General features: G+C 66.2%; 12 protein-coding genes and 1 pseudogene. 3 read left to right on the forward strand and 10 right to left on the reverse strand.

Translation table 11 applies throughout. From position 1 onward, the window contains the following. From wecB to purL, 9 genes and pseudogenes are all read right to left on the reverse strand, one after another. A partial coding sequence (gene wecB / locus NFW05_RS11710) for a non-hydrolyzing UDP-N-acetylglucosamine 2-epimerase (RefSeq protein WP_295306818.1) occupies positions 1-1,133 on the reverse strand: 1,133 nt, incomplete at its 3' end. Between the two features lie 48 nt (positions 1,134-1,181). Then, positions 1,182-2,024: pseudogene (locus tag NFW05_RS11715) on the reverse strand (polysaccharide deacetylase family protein); the annotation flags it as partial. Positions 2,025-2,177: 153 nt separating this feature from the next. Continuing rightward, the gene (locus NFW05_RS11720) at positions 2,178-2,921 is read right to left on the reverse strand and encodes a glycosyltransferase family 2 protein (protein WP_295306821.1); all 744 of its coding nucleotides are present in this window, start codon (positions 2,919-2,921) and stop codon (positions 2,178-2,180) included. Between the two features lie 337 nt (positions 2,922-3,258). Continuing rightward, positions 3,259-4,545 (reverse strand): phosphate regulon sensor histidine kinase PhoR, encoded by a 1,287-nt coding sequence (gene phoR / locus NFW05_RS11725; protein WP_295306824.1) that lies wholly within the window; start codon positions 4,543-4,545, stop codon positions 3,259-3,261. Positions 4,546-4,595: 50 nt separating this feature from the next. Then, positions 4,596-5,321, reverse strand: coding sequence for a phosphate regulon transcriptional regulator PhoB (gene phoB / locus NFW05_RS11730; RefSeq protein ID WP_295306827.1), 726 nt, complete (start codon positions 5,319-5,321; stop codon positions 4,596-4,598). Beyond that, positions 5,318-6,016: a phosphate signaling complex protein PhoU gene (gene phoU, locus NFW05_RS11735; RefSeq protein WP_295306830.1), complete on the reverse strand. Its 699-nt coding sequence runs from the start codon at positions 6,014-6,016 to the stop codon at positions 5,318-5,320. Before phoU ends, phoB begins: the two co-directional genes overlap by 4 nt. A 253-nt stretch (positions 6,017-6,269) precedes the next feature. After that, on the reverse strand, positions 6,270-6,878 hold the full coding sequence (locus NFW05_RS11740; RefSeq protein WP_295306832.1) for a thioredoxin family protein: 609 nt from the start codon (positions 6,876-6,878) through the stop codon (positions 6,270-6,272). 16 nt (positions 6,879-6,894) lie between these two features. Continuing rightward, on the reverse strand, positions 6,895-9,057 hold the full coding sequence (locus NFW05_RS11745) for a protein-disulfide reductase DsbD domain-containing protein (RefSeq protein ID WP_295306835.1): 2,163 nt from the start codon (positions 9,055-9,057) through the stop codon (positions 6,895-6,897). Positions 9,058-9,217: 160 nt separating this feature from the next. Continuing rightward, positions 9,218-13,222, reverse strand: a complete 4,005-nt coding sequence (gene purL, locus NFW05_RS11750; protein WP_295306838.1) for a phosphoribosylformylglycinamidine synthase — start codon at positions 13,220-13,222, stop codon at positions 9,218-9,220. Between the two features lie 204 nt (positions 13,223-13,426). On the opposite strand from purL, the gene NFW05_RS11755 reads away from it, so the two are divergent. The 3 genes from NFW05_RS11755 to NFW05_RS11765 all read left to right on the forward strand — a co-directional run bounded on the left by NFW05_RS11755 (position 13,427) and on the right by NFW05_RS11765 (position 17,104). Beyond that, entirely contained in the window at positions 13,427-14,335 is a 909-nt protein-coding gene (locus tag NFW05_RS11755; protein ID WP_295306841.1) for a histone deacetylase, read from the forward strand. Between the two features lie 213 nt (positions 14,336-14,548). Beyond that, positions 14,549-16,051, forward strand: coding sequence for an NAD(P)H-hydrate dehydratase (locus NFW05_RS11760; protein ID WP_295306843.1), 1,503 nt, complete (start codon positions 14,549-14,551; stop codon positions 16,049-16,051). Positions 16,052-16,282: 231 nt separating this feature from the next. Continuing rightward, positions 16,283-17,104 (forward strand): class I SAM-dependent methyltransferase, encoded by an 822-nt coding sequence (locus tag NFW05_RS11765; protein ID WP_295306846.1) that lies wholly within the window; start codon positions 16,283-16,285, stop codon positions 17,102-17,104. A gap of 210 nt (positions 17,105-17,314) precedes the next feature. Here NFW05_RS11765 and NFW05_RS11770 read toward each other — a convergent pair whose 3' ends face one another. Next, positions 17,315-17,503: a hypothetical protein gene (locus tag NFW05_RS11770; RefSeq protein ID WP_295306849.1), complete on the reverse strand. Its 189-nt coding sequence runs from the start codon at positions 17,501-17,503 to the stop codon at positions 17,315-17,317. Positions 17,504-18,067: the final 564 nt, after the last annotated feature.

An 18,067-nucleotide genomic window follows, 5' to 3' on the forward strand; every position in this document is an offset into this window, starting at 1 on the left:
AGGAAGTCGCCACAGATCTCGAGGATTCGCTCGGTCGCGCGCCCATCGCCGTAAGGATTGTGCGCGCGCGCCATCCTCTGGTAGGTCGCACTGTCCGTAAGCAGTTGGCTGACCTCGCCGACGATCTGCTCGCGGTCGCTCCCGACGAGACGAACCGTCCCCGCATCGACTGCTTCAGGGCGTTCGGTCATGTCCCGCATCAGCAGCACGGGCTTGCCCAGACTCGGCGCTTCCTCCTGGATGCCTCCAGAGTCGGTGAGCACGAGTGTGCTCTTTTCGAGCAGGGCGACGAAGGGTAGATAAGCCAGCGGTTCGATCAGGTAGACGTTGTTGTGCCGGTTGCCAGAGCGGAGCAGTATGTCCTGGACGGGTCGGCGAACGTTGGGGTTGAGGTGGACGGGGTAAACGAAAGCGGCGTGCCGGAACTCCTCAGCAAGGTCGGCGATCGCCAGGCAGATTTGTTCGAAGCCGTGTCCGAAGTTTTCGCGGCGATGCCCGGTGATCAGAACCAGCGGGCCGCGACGATGATCGGCCAATACTTCGGGTGAAAGGCCGGGGATTGTCGGCGGTTCCCTATGGACTCTGTCGAGGGCCAGGAAAAGGGAGTCGATGACGGTATTGCCGGTTAGGTGGATCCGTTCTGAGGGGATTCCTTCGGCAAGCAGGTTCTCCCGACTCCGTTTGGTCGGGGCGAAATGAAGGTCGGCCAGACGCGAGGTCAGGACGCGATTGGCCTCCTCGGGCCACGGAGACCTCATATTCCCGGTTCGCAGCCCGGCCTCGACGTGACCGATCGGGATGTGGTTGTAGAAGGCGGCGAGGCTTGCGCAGAGTACAGTGCTCGTGTCTCCCTGGACGAGCACCAGATCAGGTCGCTCCTGTCGGAAGTGTTCGTCGAGTGACACGAGGGCGCGCGCGGTGAAAGAGGCAAGGCCCTGGTCGGGGCGCATCAGGTCCAGGTCGACGTCAGGCTTGATGGCGAAGACGTCCAGCACCTGGTCGAGCATCTGGCGGTGCTTTGCGGTCAGGCAGACGTGACACGTGAAACGTCGGTCCGCAGCCAGGGCAAGAGCCAGGGGGGCGAGTTTGATCGCTTCCGGGCGCGTACCAAATACGAGCGAAATGGTCTTCATCGCGCAGGTGAAAATGGCAATCGGGCTGGCGTCGGGCCCGGGGCAGGTTCAGGGAGACACATACTCTCTCCGACGAATGATTTCCTCGGACATCTCACGCAAAGTGACGAATTGCGCCCCGCTCGCGCGCAGCGCGTCGAGCACTTCGGTGAGCAGGTCGAGCTTGCGCGGCAGGCCCACCTCCCAACGCTCGAGGTTGCTGATTTCCAGGCCCTGGTGCTGCAGGTCCTGGGGATCGCTGAGATCAGCCGGGTGCATGAGGTAGTAGAAGTACCGCGCCTGGCGACTGGTTCGGAAAGCGTGTCGGTACATCCATTCTGGAAGCACGAAGCGTGCCGTGTGCCAGCAGGGGATTCTCAACGCTGGGCTCACCGGCACCGGGAGGATGAGCACGCCGTCTTCTTGAGGCTGATGCAGGGACCTACGCGAAGCGAGATAGGGACGCCGGCTGGCGATCAGGTTGGCCAGCGCATCCCGCCTCTGGAGAAACTCTTGTCGCCGCGGATCGCCGCGGAAGTTCAGCCACAGCTTGGCGAGAATCAGCCACATGAAGTACGACGGGAAGACCGACGTGTCGTACAGATAGCCTGCGTCCTGAAGCACGCCGACGAGTTCCGACGACGTCGACCAGCACGGAGCAATGAAACCTTTAGGTTCGGCGCCGATGGCTGAAGCGATCGCGTCGTGTGAACGCATCACCTCGTCGCGCATCTCGGCCAGCGGAAGCGCGCCGAGGTTCTGGCGATGGCTGTACGAATGGTTGCCGATCTCATGCCCGGCCGCGGCCCAGTCGCGAACCCGTGCGCGAGCCTCCGGCGATTCGAGGTCGCGCCCGATGATGAAGATCGTGTACCGGAAGTCGTAGCGCGCGGACAGATCGAAGAAGCGGTCGGCGACGTTCGTGAAACTCGGGTCGCGAAAGCGCGTGCGGTCGGCGTCGAGCGACTATCCCAGGGAGTCGAAGTTGATGTTCATGCCAACTTTCGCAGCCTGCGGCCGCGCGGCCAGTCCACTGGCCTCCTGCTGAGTCACCGTCGGCATCGCTCACCCCAGGTTGAAGCGTTCGCGAAAGAGGATGGCGAGCGTGCTGTACACTGTGCTGAAGACCGGCATTTTCGAGTAGCCGCCTTTCTGATCGTAGCGCAGGACGATCGGCACCTCGCCGCAGATGGCATCCTGCTTGTGGAGTTTGAGCAGGATTCCGACCATGCAGGCAAAACCTCCCCTGGAAAAAAGTTTTTCTCCGTGCCTGTTCAGTGCTGCCTTGAGAAACGACGCCCGATAGGCGCGGTAGCCACAGGAGTAGTCACGCACGCCAGGGATCGGGAACGCCGTTCGAAAGAGCAGGGACATGGCTCGCGACAGGAATCGCCGGAAGAGGGGAACGCCGCGGACGACGGCGCCGTACTGGTATCGGGAAGCGATGACCACGTCGCGGCCTTCCTGGATGTTCCGGGTCATGCGCAGGATCTGGCTCGGCATGTGCGTATTGTCGGCGTCCATGCAGACGATGATGTCGTCGGTTCTGGACAGTTGGTCGGCAGCCTGGACACCGCGCATGAAGGTTCCATCGAGCCCAAGATTGATCTCGTTGCGCAGGACTCGCACGGGTAGATCGCCAGCACTTCGTTTGGCCACTTCGGCCGTGTCGTCGGTCGAACAGTCGTCGACAAGGATGACGTTGATCTCTAGCCGATAGGTGTCACGGACCAGAGCACGCAGGCCATCGAAAATCGCCGGAATATTCTCCGCCTCGTTGTAAGCCGGCAGCACGACCCAGATTCGCATGATCAGCTTCCCTCCAATCAAACCCCCGCGGTTGTCAGCATGGCCGGCCGATTGCAGCCGTCCCCCGATGGTCGCAGGCCTGTGGGCCAGCGGCGTTTGGCACCACCAGCGATGAATCCTCCCGGGGACAGGCCGCGCGCATAGCGCTCCATGAAGGAGCCGACGAGCTTTGGGCGGCCGGTCGTACGTTGCACGCTGGTCGCCGCTCACCGTTGGTCGAGCCAGGTGAGCGAACTCAACGGGTTGATGTTAACAGAATCACCCGATCTTTCCGTGACATTCCTGGCACAGAGGAAGAGTCCTCGTGTAACCGACGGCTACGGGAGCTTTGCCGGTGTCAGTCCGCGCGGTCCCGGTCGCACTGGTCTTGCCGGGCCGGAGACAGTCTCCAGGAGGGGATTCTGGCCGTGAATGTGCTTCCCGTGCCCACCTGCGAATCGATTTGCAGATCCGCCTGGTGGCGCAACAGGATGTGCTTGACGATCGCCAGCCCGAGCCCGGTTCCTCCGGTTTCGCGCGAACGGCCGCGATCGACGCGATAGAAGCGCTCGGTGATCCGGGGCAGGTGCTCCGCGGCGATGCCCATTCCCGAGTCGGACACCGAGAAGATTCCCTGACCCTCGCGAACCAGCCAGCTGATCTGGATCGCACCGCCGGCCGGCGTGTAGCGAACGGCATTGGAGACCAGATTGCCGAAGGCGCTGTGCAGTTCCCCGAGGCTTCCGCGCAATCCTGGGCCGTCGCAGCGGACTTCTATCCGGTGCCGGCCCTCGCTGAGCCCACGTCCCTCAGCGAGTAGCTGCGCGAGCAGTTCGGCCATGTCAACGGTTTCGTTGCTCGCCGGAACGTCATCCGATTCCAGGCGGGAGAGCGTCAGGAGGTCATCGACCAGGCTGAGCATCCGCCTCGTCTGGTCGGACATTAGGCGGACGAAGTGCTGGCGTTCCTCGACAGTCATCGCCTGATGATCGGACAGGTGCTCAAGGAAGCCATGGACCACGGTCAGAGGCGTACGCAACTCGTGCGAGACATTGGCGACAAAGGCACTGCGCATCGCCTCGACACGGCGCGCTTCGGTGACGTCGGCGCTGGCCAGCAATCGTTCGCGCTCGCCCAGCGCTATCATGCGGATCGAGTAGGTGCGGGGCAGCGCGGCAGATGGCTGAAAGATGAACGGCGGCTGGTCCCCTGAGCCGCTCAGGTACTCGGCGAAGCCAGGTGTCCGGACCAGTTGCTCGATGATCGTTCCCTGGTCGCCGGGCAGGTGAATGCCGAGGTGAGCGCCAGCGGCGCGGTTCGCCCAGACGATCTGGTGCTGGCCGTCAATCACCACCAAGCCATCCGGGATCGCGTCCATGGCCACTCTGAAGGAGCGGAGTTCCCCTTCGACTGCCGAGCGAAGCCGGCCTTCGTGCCGCAGTCTCCGGCCGAGCCTGACGACGAGTTGGCCCACCACTCCCGATACCTCCGGGAGGGGATGCTCGGCGATGGAGTCGAGCGAGGCGGTCAGGTCTCGCAGTGCCCGCGTCTGACGGATCAGCGCCCACACGCAGCCGAGCGCGACGACTGCCCATCCCCAGGACGGCCCGTGCAGCACACCCGCCGCGAGAGCGACACAAACCACGGGCAGGACTCCGGCCGGTAGTCCCCAACTCGTTCCAGACGCCCGCAGGCTCACCGTGCGCCCTGTGGCGGGCCCGACGGCTCCCAGAGCTTGTAGCCGGCGCCGCGCACGGTTTCGATAACCTGCTCGCCGGCCGGGCCAAGGGCGACTCTCAAGCGACGGATGTGGATGTCTACCGTGCGATCCTCGACGTAGACCTGATCGCCCCAGACATGATCGAGCAGCTGCTGTCGCGAATAGACACGCCCCGGGTTGGCGATCAGGAAGCGCAGCAGGCGGAACTCGGTCGGCGTCAGGTTGACACGCTGTCCGGCAACTCGGGCTTCGTGGCTGACCGTGTCCAGTTCGACGGGGCCGACGCTCAGCTTGCCCTTGGCCAGTTCGGGGGTACAGCGGCGCAGGACTGCGTGGACCCGGGCAGCGAGTTCCTTCGGACTGAAAGGCTTCACCACGTAATCGTCGGCACCCCCTTCGAGGCCGGCGACGCGGTCGGCTTCCTCGCCTCGGGCGGTCAGCAGGATGATCGGCAGACCGCTGGTCCGACGGTCGCGGCGAAGCCGCCGGGTCAGCGAAAGCCCCGACTGGCCGGGCAGCATCCAGTCGATCACGGCAATGTCCGGCAGGGTCTCGCGCAGGACGGTCTCCGCATCCTCGGCGCTGCCCGCACAGATGGGTCGGTAGCCGGCGCAGACCAGCGTGAACCGAAGCAATTCCTGGATTCCTCGATCGTCCTCGACGACGAGGACCTGCGCTGCTGAAGACTCGTGGCGCTTCACGGTTCTCGCCTGACCGCGGGCGCAGCGGAACTGTGGCGTACGTCGACGCCGCTGACAATGTAGATCACGTTTTCGGCGATGTTCGTCGCATGGTCGCCGACGCGCTCGATCGCCTTGGCGATCCAGATGATGTCGAGGGCTTCGCTGATCGTCCGTGGGTCTTCCATCATGTAGGTGACCAGCTGACGCAGGATGGCGTTGAAAGCCGCATCGATCGCCTTGTCCTCACCGATGACCTTCCGGGCCGCCTCTGCATCCATCCGGGCCAGCGAATCGAGCGCGCCGTGCAGCATCTGGATGGCCAGATGCCCAACCTGCTGGACATCCGACAACCGCGGAGTGCGCTGGCCTCCAGCGCGATGGATCTTGCGCGACTTGTTGGCGATCTTCGCTGCCTTGTCGCCGCAACGCTCCAGGTCCGTGACGATCCTCGAGATCGCCATCACCAGCCGAAGGTCGCGCGCTGCAGGTTGGCGGCGCGCGATCAGCAGGGTGCAGTCCTCGTCGATCCCGAGTTCGTAGCCGTCGACCTCGCGGTCCGCACGAATCACCTCCTGCATCTGTTCGACGTTGCCGGTGCTGAAGCCCTCGATTGCCGCCAGAATCTGCTTTTCGACCAGGCCACCCATCTGCAGGATGCGGGTGCGGATATTCTCCAGTTCGAGATCGAACTGCCTGCTCAGATGATCGTTCATGGGGCGATGCCAGAGTTCGCAAACGGGGGGACGACCGAAGGGTAGCCCCGCCATGTTACGGGAAGATGACAGAGCAGCGGACATCGCTCGCTCGGCGCTGTGCCCGGGCGTGGCCGTGGCCGGCCGGGGTCAGCTCGGGACGACCTCGATCAGGGCTGCTGCGAGGCGATCGCATAGCGATTGGGCGCTTCGGATCAGTCGCTTTCCCGAAGCGGGCCGCGCCGAACTCGGCGAGGGTCCTTCGGCTCGCTGATCAGTACTTGATCGAGCAACCGTAGGGTGTCGTCGTGGCAACCGACACGGGCTTCCCGGCGAGAACCTCGGTGAGTGCCTCCCGGATGTGGTTTCGCGCGCCCGGAATGTCGGCCGGGTCGGCAGATCGACGGTCGTCGATCGCGCCATTGTACACCAGGCGGCCATCCGGATCGATCAGATAGAGATGCGGCGTCGTCTTCGCGCCGTAGCTGCGGCCTGCTGCACCGCTCTCGTCGAGCGTCGCGTAGGCTGGTGCAGCCTTCATCCGCGCATTCCAGTCGCGCATCTGCGCCGGGTCGTAATGATCCCTGTGCCGGGGATTCGTCGAATTGATCTGCACCCAGACGATTCGCCGGTCCCCGGCGAATCTCTGGGTTTCCTGCATGTTGCCGCTGCCATAGTGCTTCTGTACGAACGGGCACTCGGGATTCGTCCATTCGAGAATCAGCCAGCGGCCCTTCAGCGAATCGAGCGACACCGGTTTCCCTCCGAGATCGGCAAGCGCGAAACGGGGCGCAGAATCACCAGGGGCTACGGCCTGTGCAGCCGTGTTCATGGCCAGGACGAAGAGTGGTGCGAAAACGAAAAGACAAGGGCGTTTGCTCATCGTTGTCTCCGGGAGATCAGGAATGACCAGGCGCTCGAAAGAAAGGACGGAGCGTTTCGATGACCACGCCCGGGGTGAGGATCTCCGGCAGAAGTCTTGCCTCACCCTGTGGCGGGAAGAATGCGTATACGGGTACGCCGCTGCGACCCAGGCGGGCAAGCTCGGCGGTGATCGTCGGGTCGTGACGCGTCCAGTCCCCGCGCATCAGCAGTGTTCCCGACGCCGCAAAGGCCGCGAGTACCTCTGCCCGTTCGAGTACCAGTCGCTTATTGACTTGGCAGGTGACACACCACGCGGCCGTGAAGTCGACGAAGATCAGCCGTTGCGTCGTCCGGGCGGAAGCGAAAGCCTCCGGGGTCCACGCCTGCCAGGCTGCATCTGTTTCGCGAGACCTGCCGTCTCTGCCTGGTAGTCCTGGCCAGATGGCAGCCCCCAGCGCCGAAGCCAGAGCCAGCGCGACGGCGCAGCGGCGCAGCCACCCGCCGGCGAGGCGCCGGGCCCAGGCGAGCAGCCCGATAGCGACGACCCCGCCGCCGACGCTGATCACTGCGCTCGATCCGATCTGCTCGGCGAGCACCCAGGTCAGCCAGACGACCGTCCCATAGAGCGGCAGGGCGAGGAACTCCTTGAGCCGTACCATCCACGGTCCGGGTCGTGGCAGCCAGCAGCTCAACAGCGGATAGCGGACGAGCAACGCGAAGGGTAGTGCCATGCCGAGACCCAGCGCGACGAAGACGAGCAGCGTTCCACCGGTCGGCATGGTCAGCGCGGCGCCGAGCGCCGCGCCCATCAAAGGAGCCGTACAGGGCGAAGCGACGAGAACGGCGAGGCCCCCGGAGGCGAGCGCGTCGAACTCCGGGTGGCGCAGGCGCCACGTGCCGGGAACGTCGTCGGCGAGGCTGCCGATCGGCAGTGCGCCGGAGAGCGAGAGAGCCAGCGCGAAGAAGAGCAACGCCAGCGAGGCGACGACGGCCGGCGATTGCAGGTGGAAGCCCCAGCCGAGCGACGCGCCGGCCGCGCGCAGGACGAGCAGCAGCACGGCAAGGGCCACGAAGGCGCTGATCACCCCGATGCTGTAGAGCAGCGCGTGCCGGCCTGCCGGAATCCCCTGATGCTCATTCCGGACCAGGGCCAGCAGCTTGATCGACAGGACCGGGAAGACGCAGGGCATGAGGTTGAGCAGCGCGCCGCCGACGAAAGCGAGCAGAGCGGCGACGAGCAGCGGCAGCGAATCGGTGGGCGGAGAGTCCAGGGATGCGTCGACGGTGGTCGAGCGCTGTGACTCAGCTGCCGGCGAGTCCGGTGCAGCCGCAGCAGCGCCGGTCAACGGCTGGTCGACGACGAAAGCGGCCGGGGTCGCCGGCTTTGCACCGGCCAACCGGGCGACGACTATCCCCGACACGCGCTCCCAGGGTGCCAGCGGAACCTCGGCCACGCTCAGGTCGAGCTCGTGTTGCTGGCCGTCACGACGCAGCACTTGCGCAGCCGCCGCATCCATCAGCCCTTCGCCAAAGGGGAAGAAGTTCGCGGCGGAGATCACCACGCCGGGCGGTGTCTCGAACTGCAGTCGTACCCCACCCTGGCGCGGCAGAGCCGAAATCGTCCATCCAGCCGGAGGCGAGGCGAGTGGCCAGCGCGCCCGGGTTCGCGCGAAGGTGTCGGCGTATTGGGGGTCCGGACTCGCCGCAGCGGCCACCGGAAGGGTCAGCGCCAGCGTCGCCGACTCCGGAATGCAGACGTCTGCGCAAACGAGCCACCTGACGGTGGCCACCACGGGGAGGTGCAACCCCGCGTAGTCCGTGGGGAGGGTGATCGGCGAAGCGAGGATGACTTCGCCGGTGTACCCGAAGTTGGTCAATGGGCCGACGGGCAGACGCTCCGGTGTCGGCCAGAGGATTTCGCCCGCCGTAACGCCTTCCGGGAGATCCCAGGTGATCCGCGGCGGATAGCCCGAATCGCCCGGGTTGCGCCAGTAGATGTGCCAGCCCGGATCGAGGCGGAAACGCAACCCGAGCCAGTTGGTGCTCCGCGGCGCAGCGGTCGCCTGTTCGGATAGCAGCGCCACGCTGGCGTGAGGCGTACGTGCCTCTGCGCGGTGATTCGACTCGGCCCGTCCGCGATCAGCCAGGCCGGCCAGGAGGCTGGACAGGAACAGCGTCAGCAAGAGCGGGATCGGCATGCGTACACCTTGCTCCGTGTTTGCCAGCGCGGGAAGAAAGGCTCGCCATCGTCGGCAAACGTCGAAGGTGAATCACCCATCGTCGCGACGGCGAGTCGGGAAACCGGGGATCCCGTGTGCAGTGTGGCGCCAATGCCAGCGGCTGGCGTCGGCGTGCCGTCTACCCGACCCAGCGCCGGGCATTGCGGAAAATCCTCAGCCAGGGCGACTCGTCCCGGCCGTCGCGGTCCCACTGGACGGGATGCCAGGACATCTGGACGGCCCGGAAGATTCGTTCAGGGTGCGGCATCATGATCGTAAACCGCCCGTCAGCGGTGGTCAGGCCGGTGATTCCGGCGGACGATCCATTGGGGTTGTACGGATAGACCTCGGTCGGCTGACCCGCCGGGTCGACGTAGCGCATGGCGATCAGCGCCCGCGCCTGCTCTTCGGGTGAAGCGAAGATCGCCCGCCCCTCGCCGTGCGAGACGACGACCGGCAAGCAGCTTCCAGCCATCCCGGTGAGGAACAGCGAAGGCGATTCGGCGACTTCGACCATCACCAGCCGGGCCTCGAACTGTTCGACCCGATTGAGTGCGAAGCGCGGCCAGTCGGCCGCACCGGGGATGATCGTCCGCAGCGCGCTCATCATCTGGCAACCGTTGCACACGCCGAGTGCGAAGCTGTCCGGACGGGCGAAGAAGGCCGAGAAATCATCGCGCGCGCGGTCGTTGAAAAGGATCGTCTTCGCCCAGCCCTGGCCGGCGCCGAGAACGTCGCCGTAGGAAAAACCACCGCAGGCGACCGCTCCGGAGAAGTCCGCCAGGCTGACCCGGCCGGCGAGGAGGTCGCTCATATGCACGTCGATCGCCGCAAAACCGGCGCGGTCGAAGGCCGCGGCCATCTCGACGTGGCCATTGACACCCTGTTCGCGGAGGATCGCCAGACGCGGTCGGGCGCCGGTGTTGATCAGCGGCGCGACGATGTCCTCGCTCGGGTCGAAGCTCAGCGATACCCAAAGGCCGCGGTCGTCAGCGTCGAGAATCCGGTCGTATTCCTGCTGCGCGCACTGCGGCTCGTCGCGCAGCCGCTGCATCCGGAAACTCGTTTCCGACCATGCGCGCTGAAGGTCAACGCGCCTCTCGTCGAACACCGCGCGCGCGTTCCGGATGATCCGGATGTGGTCCCAGGGGTTCGGCGCGCCGATGAACTGCGTGCACGCGCCCAGCCCGGCGCCGCGCACGATGCTCATCACCTGGCTGCGCTGATCGCGGCGGATCTGCACGACGGCGCCGAGTTCCTCGCAGAACAGCGCGCGGATCAGCGTCTCGAACGAACGTCCGCCGAGCAGGTTGGGGCGCTTCTCGTTGCCGTCGACGTCGTTGACCAGCGGATCGAAACAGAGTCCGTCGGTGTCGATCGACACGCCACAGCGCGCCGCGAAGGCCATCTCGCAGACGGTCGCCAGCAGCCCGCCATCCGAGCGGTCGTGGTAGGCGAGCAGCAGGTCGTCGCGGGCCAGCTGGCGGATCGCAGTGAAGAAAGCGACCAGCCGTCCGGGATCGTCGACGTCCGGCGTGTCGCTGCCGGTCGCCGCGTAGACCTGCGCCAGCGCGGAGCCGCCGAGGCGATTGCGTCCGGCGCCGAGGTCGATCAACAGCAGGTCGGTCTCTCCGGCGTCGAGGACGAGCTGCGGAGTCAGCGTCCGGCGTGCGTCGTCGACGCGCGAAAAAGCGGTGACGATCAGCGACAGCGGCGAGACGACCTGCTTGCGCTCCTCGCCTTCCTCCCAGGCCGTACGCATCGACAGTGAATCCTTGCCGACCGGGATGGCCAGGCCGGCCTGCTGGCAGAAGCTGGAAACCGCGCGGACCGTGTCGAACAGGCGCGCGTCCTCGCCTGGGAAGCCAGCAGCCGCCATCCAGTTGGCCGAGAGCTTGACGTCGGCGAGCCGCGCGACGTCGGCGGCGGCGAGGTTGGTCAGTGCTTCGCCGACGGCCATTCGGCCGGACGACGGGCCGTCGATCACCGCGAGCGGCGTACGCTCGCCGAGCGCGAAGGCTTCACCGGCATAGCCGTCGAAGGACATCAGGGTCACGGCGGCATCGGCGCAGGGAACCTGCCAGGGTCCGACCATCTGGTCGCGCGCGCTCAGGCCGCCGACGCTCCGGTCGCCGATGGTGATCAGGAAGCTCTTGTCGGCTACCGCCGGCAGGTGCAGGACGCGGTATGCGGCTTCGCGGAGATCGACGTCAGTCGGGTCGAAGGCGACCAGCCGAGCAGGCATGCGGCGGACTTCGCGGAGCATTCGCGGCGGTTTGCCGAGCAGCGCGTCCATGGCCATGTCCACCGGCGCGTTGCCGAAATGGCGGTCGCTGACCCGCAGCTGCCGGACGGCGGTCGTCTGCCCGACGACTGCAAAGGGGCAGCGCTCGCGTGCGCAGATCGCGCGGAACTCGACGAGCCGTTCGGGCGCGATCGCCAGAACGTAGCGCTCCTGCGCCTCGTTGCACCAGATCTCGGCCGGCGACATGCCCGGCTCCTCGATATGCACCTCGCGCAGCTCGAAATGCGCGCCACAGCTGGCGCCGTGCGCGAGTTCGGGCAGCGCGTTCGATAGTCCGCCAGCGCCGACGTCGTGGATCGAGAGGATCGGGCTGCCGTCGCCGATGGCCGATCCGTCGCCCAACGGCGCGCCCATCTGCCAGCAACGATCGATGACCTCCTGCGCCCTCCGCTGCATCTCCGGGTTGCCGCGCTGCACGGAAGCGAAGTCGAGGTCGGCGGTGTTGCTGCCCGTGTTCATCGAACTCGCCGCACCGCCGCCCAGCCCGATCAGCATGCCTGGGCCGCCGAGCTGGATCAGCAGCGTTCCGGGTGGCAGCTTTGCCGCCTTGAACGACTGGCCTGCGTCGATGTTGCCGACGCCGCCGGCAATCATGATCGGCTTGTGGTAGCCGCGGACCACCTGCGCGTCTCCGCTGCCGGTGATCTGCTCGTAGCTCCGGAAGTAGCCGGCCAGGTTCGGTCGCCCGAACTCGTTGTTGAATGCCGCCGCACCGATCGGGCCATCGAGCATGATCGTCAGCGGGGAGGCTATGCGTTCGGGCCGGCCGTAAGCAGCGGTTGGATTCTCCCAGGGCTGCGGCGATTCGGGAAGGCGCAGGTTCGAGACCGAGAAGCCGCACAGTCCGGCCTTTGGCTTCGCACCGCGTCCGGTTGCGCCCTCGTCGCGGATCTCGCCGCCCGCTCCGGTCGCGGCACCCGGGAATGGAGAAATCGCCGTCGGGTGGTTGTGCGTCTCGACTTTGGCGAGGATGTCCGTCTGCTGCACCGACGCGCGATAGTGACCGGCCGGATCGGCGTGAAAGCGCGGAACGCTGGCGCCCTCGATGACTGCCGAGTTGTCGGCGTAGGCGACCACTGTGCCGGCGGGGTGGGCGGCGTGCGTTTCGCGGATCATCCCGAAAAGCGTCTCGTCTCGTGGCTCGCCGTCGATCACCCACGAGGCATTGAAGATCTTGTGCCGGCAGTGCTCCGAGTTGGCCTGCGCGAACATCATCAGTTCGACGTCTGTCGGGTTGCGTCCGGAGCGCGCGAAGAGATCGACGAGGTAATCGATCTCGTCGTCCGATAGCGCCAGCCCCAGCCCTGAGTTGGCCTCGACGAGCGCGTCACGCCCGCCATCGAGTACGTCGACCGAACCCGGTGGGACAGGCGGGAAGTGACGAAACAGCGTCACCACCTGGGTGAAGTCGTCGAAGACGGTTTCGACCATCCGGTCATGGAGCAACGCGCGGAGTTGCTGGCGTTCGCTTGCCGAAAGCCTGCTCCGGCGACCGGAGACGCGCACCGCGATGCCCCGTTCGACGCGTTCGACGGCGGCAAGACCGCTGTTCCAGACGATGTCCGTCGCTTTCGACGACCAGGGCGAGATCGTCCCGACCCGCGGAGTGACCAGGAAAAGCTCGCCCTCGGGGACCTCATCGGCCGCTCTCTCCTCGAGCAGCGCGGCGAGCTGCTCTCGTCCTTGCGCGCTCAGCGCCTCGCGCAGCGCGACGAAGTGCCAGTGTTCAGCGACGCACACGCGCGCGCCGGACACCGCCTCGGCGAGTCTCTGCTCCAGGCGCTGGAGACGGAAGGCGGAAAACGCGGGGGACCCGCGGAGGTGGAGGATTTCGGCCATGGCGGGCTGCGCGGGAGGCGGGCGCAGAGGAGGGCTGAAGACCGCGCGATTATAGCCGATGCGGACTGGTCCCCGGTCCGGCCCGGAGTTCCCCGGGGCGCGGCGTCCGGAGCCCGAAGCGGCTGCCGCGCCGGTTCCCTCGCCGGCCAGGTCAGGCTAGAATCCTGCCGGCTACGCGTTGCCAAGCCTGATTGCCGACGGCGAGTGAAACTCTTTTACACGGACATCTTCGTCCTCCCGCTACCTCCGGGCCACCGCTTTCCGATGGAGAAATACTCCCGGCTGCGCGAGCGCCTGCGCTCGAGCGGAGCGTTCGCTGAAACCGATTTCCGGGCTCCCGCCGCGGCGACGACCGCCGAGCTCTGCCTGGCTCACGATCCGGCTTATGTGGCGCGAGTGAGACGGGGCGAAATCAGCGTCGCCGAACAGCGGCGAATCGGTTTTCCGTGGAGTGCAGCCATGGTCGAGCGTTCGCGCCGCTCGGCCGGGGCGACCCTGGCCGCGTGTCGGGCGGCTCAGCTCGACGGCTGTGCGGTGAATCTGGCGGGTGGTACCCACCACGCTCATGCCGCGCACGGCGAGGGTTTCTGCGTCTTCAACGATGCCGCGGTCGCCGCGCGGGTCCTGCTCGAGGAGGGCCGGGTGAGCCGCGTCGCGGTTGTCGATTGCGATGTCCATCAGGGCAACGGCACGGCGAGCATCTGCGCCGGCGACCATCGGCTGTTCACCTTCTCGATCCACGCTCGCGGCAATTTTCCGTTCGTCAAGGCGACGAGTGACCTCGACGTCGAACTCGCCGACGGAACCACCGATGGGCCGTATCTCGAACAGCTCTCCGACGCGCTCGATCACGTTTTCCGGCATGCGAATCCGGACCTGGTCATTTATCTCGCCGGCGCCGATCCCTACTACGACGACCGGTTGGGTCGGCTCGCGCTGAGCTTCGCAGGGCTCATCGCGCGCGACGAGATGGTGCTCGGGGCGTGCCGCAGCCGGAGGATCCCGGTCGCCGTGGCGATGGCTGGCGGTTACGCGCGACAGATCGACGACACCGTACGTATCCATGGTCAGACGGCACTGATTGCCCGGAGGCTCTTCGGCCATGGCTCGTAAGGAACGCAGCCCGTCGCCCGCGCGCTCGAGACGGGCGGGTGATGGCGGCGTCTCGCGATCAGTTGCTCGGCGGGTAGCCGCGGACATCAGCGAACACTTCTCCGCGTGTTGCGCATCGCCCGGCACTCGGGCCGCCCGGTCGGGACGCGTCTGCGAGCCGACGCCAGGCATGCCGAACGCGCGTCGAGGAGAGCCGCTTCGTAGGAGGAGATCATGAAGACCATCAGTCGTTCACAGCCGCTTTATCGTGCTGCCGATCTGCGCGCCATCGAGAATGCCGCCGCCGACCTGCCGTTGATGCAGCGGGCAGGACTAGCCGCGGCCGATCTGGCGACCGCGTTGTGTCGCCTGCAGGGTGCCTCGCTGCTGGTCATCGCCGGGCCGGGCAACAACGGGGGCGATGCACTGGTCGCTGCGCGCCACTTGCGCGAGCGCCGTTTCGTGGTCAGCGTCGTTCTGGCCGGAGAAGCCGGTCGCCTGCCCAGGGACGCCGCAGCGGCCTACCGACGCTTCGTCGATGACGGCGGGAGCGTGCTCGAGGGGATCCCGACCGGCCAGCGCTGGGCGCTGATCATCGATGGCCTGTTTGGCATCGGCCTGCAGCGGCCGGTCAGTGGGCATCATGAAGAACTCGTGCGGATGGCCAACGCCCTCGCCGTTCGCGACCGTTGTCCGCTGCTCGCCCTCGACTGTCCGAGCGGGCTCGACGCCGATACCGGCCGGATCTGCGGAGCGGCGGTCCGCGCCAGCCACACGATCACCTTCATTGCCGGCAAGCCTGGTCTGTTCACCGGGGATGGGCCAGACCACTGCGGGAACGTGTCGGTCGCCTCGCTCGAACTCGACGCCGAACGTCTCGCCAGGCCAAGTGCTCATCTGGTTGGCAATGATCTGTTCGCCGACTGGCTCCGTCCGCGAGCGAGGAACAGCCACAAGGGAAGCTTTGGCAATGCGGGTGTTCTTGGCGGTGCGCCGAGCATGGTCGGCGCCGCCTTTCTGGCCGGTCGCGCGGCGCTGCGCCTGGGCAGCGGTCGTGTCTATCTCGGCCTGATCGATCGGCAGGCTCCGCGACTCGACGTCGTCCAGCCTGAACTGATGTTGCGTGCGCCGGATGCGCTGCTCGCCACGCCGCTGACCGCGCTCGCCTGCGGTCCGGGAATGGGCAGCAGCAGCGAAGCACTCGCGTTGCTCGAAAGCGCCTGTGCGCTCGATCTGCCGCTGCTGCTCGATGCGGACGCCCTGAACATGCTGGCCAGCGAGCCGCGCCTGGCAGTCGTGGTCGCTGCGCGCCAGGCCTCGACGGTGCTGACGCCTCACCCCAGTGAGGCCGCCAGACTGTTGGGCACCACCACTGCTTCGGTTCAGGCGGATCGCGCGGGTGCTGCGCTCGAACTGGCGGCGCGCCATCACGCGCTGGTCGTCCTCAAGGGCTGCGGCAGCATCATCGCCACGCCCGACGGAAGATGGTTCGTCAATGGAAGCGGTAACCCCGGGCTGGCGAGCGCGGGAACGGGCGACGTGCTCAGCGGTTTCATCGTCGCGCTGCTCGCCCAGGGCTGGCCGGCGTGCGAAGCCGCGCTGGCTGGCGTTCACCTGCACGGCGCTGCCGCCGATGAGCGGGTCGGCGGTGGCTGCGGCCCACTCGGGCTGACCGCCGGCGAGCTCGTCGACAGCGCGCGCGGCCTGCTCAATCGCTGGGTCGGGCACCGACGCTGACGGGCGTCTGGAGTCGTCGCCGGCGGGAGCCTGTGATCTGCCGGTTGCATGGCGTCCGCTTGCGCCTGATTCCGTTGGCAAGTGTGGAATCTCGCAGAGATCGGCGAGCGCGGCGCGTGTACAATGTTTTTTGCCAGGAGCCGAGGCGGCGGAATGGCAGGCCCTTCTCAGTCACCTGAGGCGGTTCGAGCAGCTCGCTCACCTGATCCCGGCGCAGAGGCGCGAATGACCATGGCTACCTCCGAAGCAGGAAAACAATCGAACTGGGACCACTCGAGCAACCCGGAGTTTCTCGATTACTACGGGGCGCGCAGCCTCCTGCCGGAGACGGTCAACCGTTTCACGTCGGTTCGCGACAAGTGTCTGGCTCTGCTGGTTGGGTCGGGCCATCCTCCGACGGGAGCGCTCGAGGTGGTCGATATCGGCTGTGGAGCGGGCACCCAGTGCCGTCTTTGGGCTTCTCTGGGGCACCGCGTGCATGGGCTGGACGTCAACGCGCCGATCATCGAAGTGGCTCGCCAGCGGGCCCGCGAAGCCAAGCTGGACATCGACTTCGAGGTCGGATCGGCAACCGCCCTGCCTTACGCTGACGGCTCGATGGACGTCAGCCTGTTGCCGGAACTGCTCGAGCACGTCACCGACTGGGAGACCTGCCTGGAAGAGGCCGTTCGCGTCCTCAGGCCCGGCGGGCTGCTCTACATCAGCACGACCAACTGGCTGTGTCCGATTCAGGAGGAATTCACGCTGCCCTTGTACAGCTGGTATCCAGGCTTCCTGAAGCGGCACTACGAGCGCCTGGCGGTGACCACTCGGCCGGAGATTACCAATCATGCCAAGTACCCGGCTGTACATTGGTTCAGCTACTACCAGCTGGCCTCCTGGCTGGAGCAGCGCGGCTTTCGCTGCTTCGATCGCTTTGCCCTCATCGAGACCGAGCAGATGAGCTGGATGAAGCGCGCCGCAGTCGGTCTTTTGCGGGCATTTCCTCCAGCCCGTCTTGCCGGTCATGCGCTGACCTCGTACTCGGTGGTTTTCGCGCTTAGGCAGTGCTGACCGATGCAGAACCTTCAGGGAGTTCAGGCGGCCATCACCGATGACGGAAAGCGCGAGGTCGGACACGCTGCGCACACTCAACCCTGGGGAACGCGCCAGGACACCGTGTGGCGGGCGGGGAACCGGGGCCACGACCAGCAAAGGACGGTTGGCCGATGGCAGTTGGCGCGGGCCAATCGCTGACCGCTCGATGCGACCCTCCTGCGCGGCCTATCGGGCGATCCCCCGCGCCGTCGGCGGTGCCACTTGGCCATCGACATGCTCGACCGCGACGGCTACGCGTTGCCTCGCGAAGCTGTGGTCCTCGGCCTCGCGGGCAAGTTCACGACTGAGAGCATCGAGGTCGAGGCGCTTGAGAATTCCGGCGGTGCTTGGTCGCTTGTCAGACCAGAAGCTCATCGACAATGGTCGCCGACCCCGAAGATCGAGCAGGGCGGTCGATCGCGGTACACCGAAGTCGCTCGCCTGCGCAAGAGGTCGGCATGTGCCTCCAGGTAACGCCAGGTCTCGGGCGCCGTATCCCTGATCGACGCCGTGTCTTCTCCCACGTACTTCTGCGCGACGAACAGGTACTTGCGGCCGTAGCGGATCGGTCCGTCCCCGATGTCGGAACTCTCGAGCAGCGGAAAGATGCAGGCATCCTCGAGGGAAACGAGTTCGCGGAGCGCGCTCTGGTACCTGTTCCCAAGCGCCCGAGTTCCATGACCGACGAGCAGTCATGCTCGATTCCCCGCCGCCACCTGTGGTGGGCCGGAGCGTTTCCGCCGAGGTGACGCAGTCTCAAATGGCTGCGGGTTCGGCAAGCACCAGACCCTCGTGGTAACCGATCGTCCGTGACGGGCGAGCAGAACTTCGCCGGCTGATGGTTCGTACCGTCTCGATCAGCTGCGCAGGACAGGCTCGTCCACCGGATCAAGTCCGTAAACTGCTGTAAATCGGGTGGCTTGGCAGCCACCGCTTCGG

It is taken from the genome of Accumulibacter sp. (genome assembly GCF_023806625.1).
Taxonomy (GTDB): domain Bacteria; phylum Pseudomonadota; class Gammaproteobacteria; order Burkholderiales; family Rhodocyclaceae; genus Accumulibacter.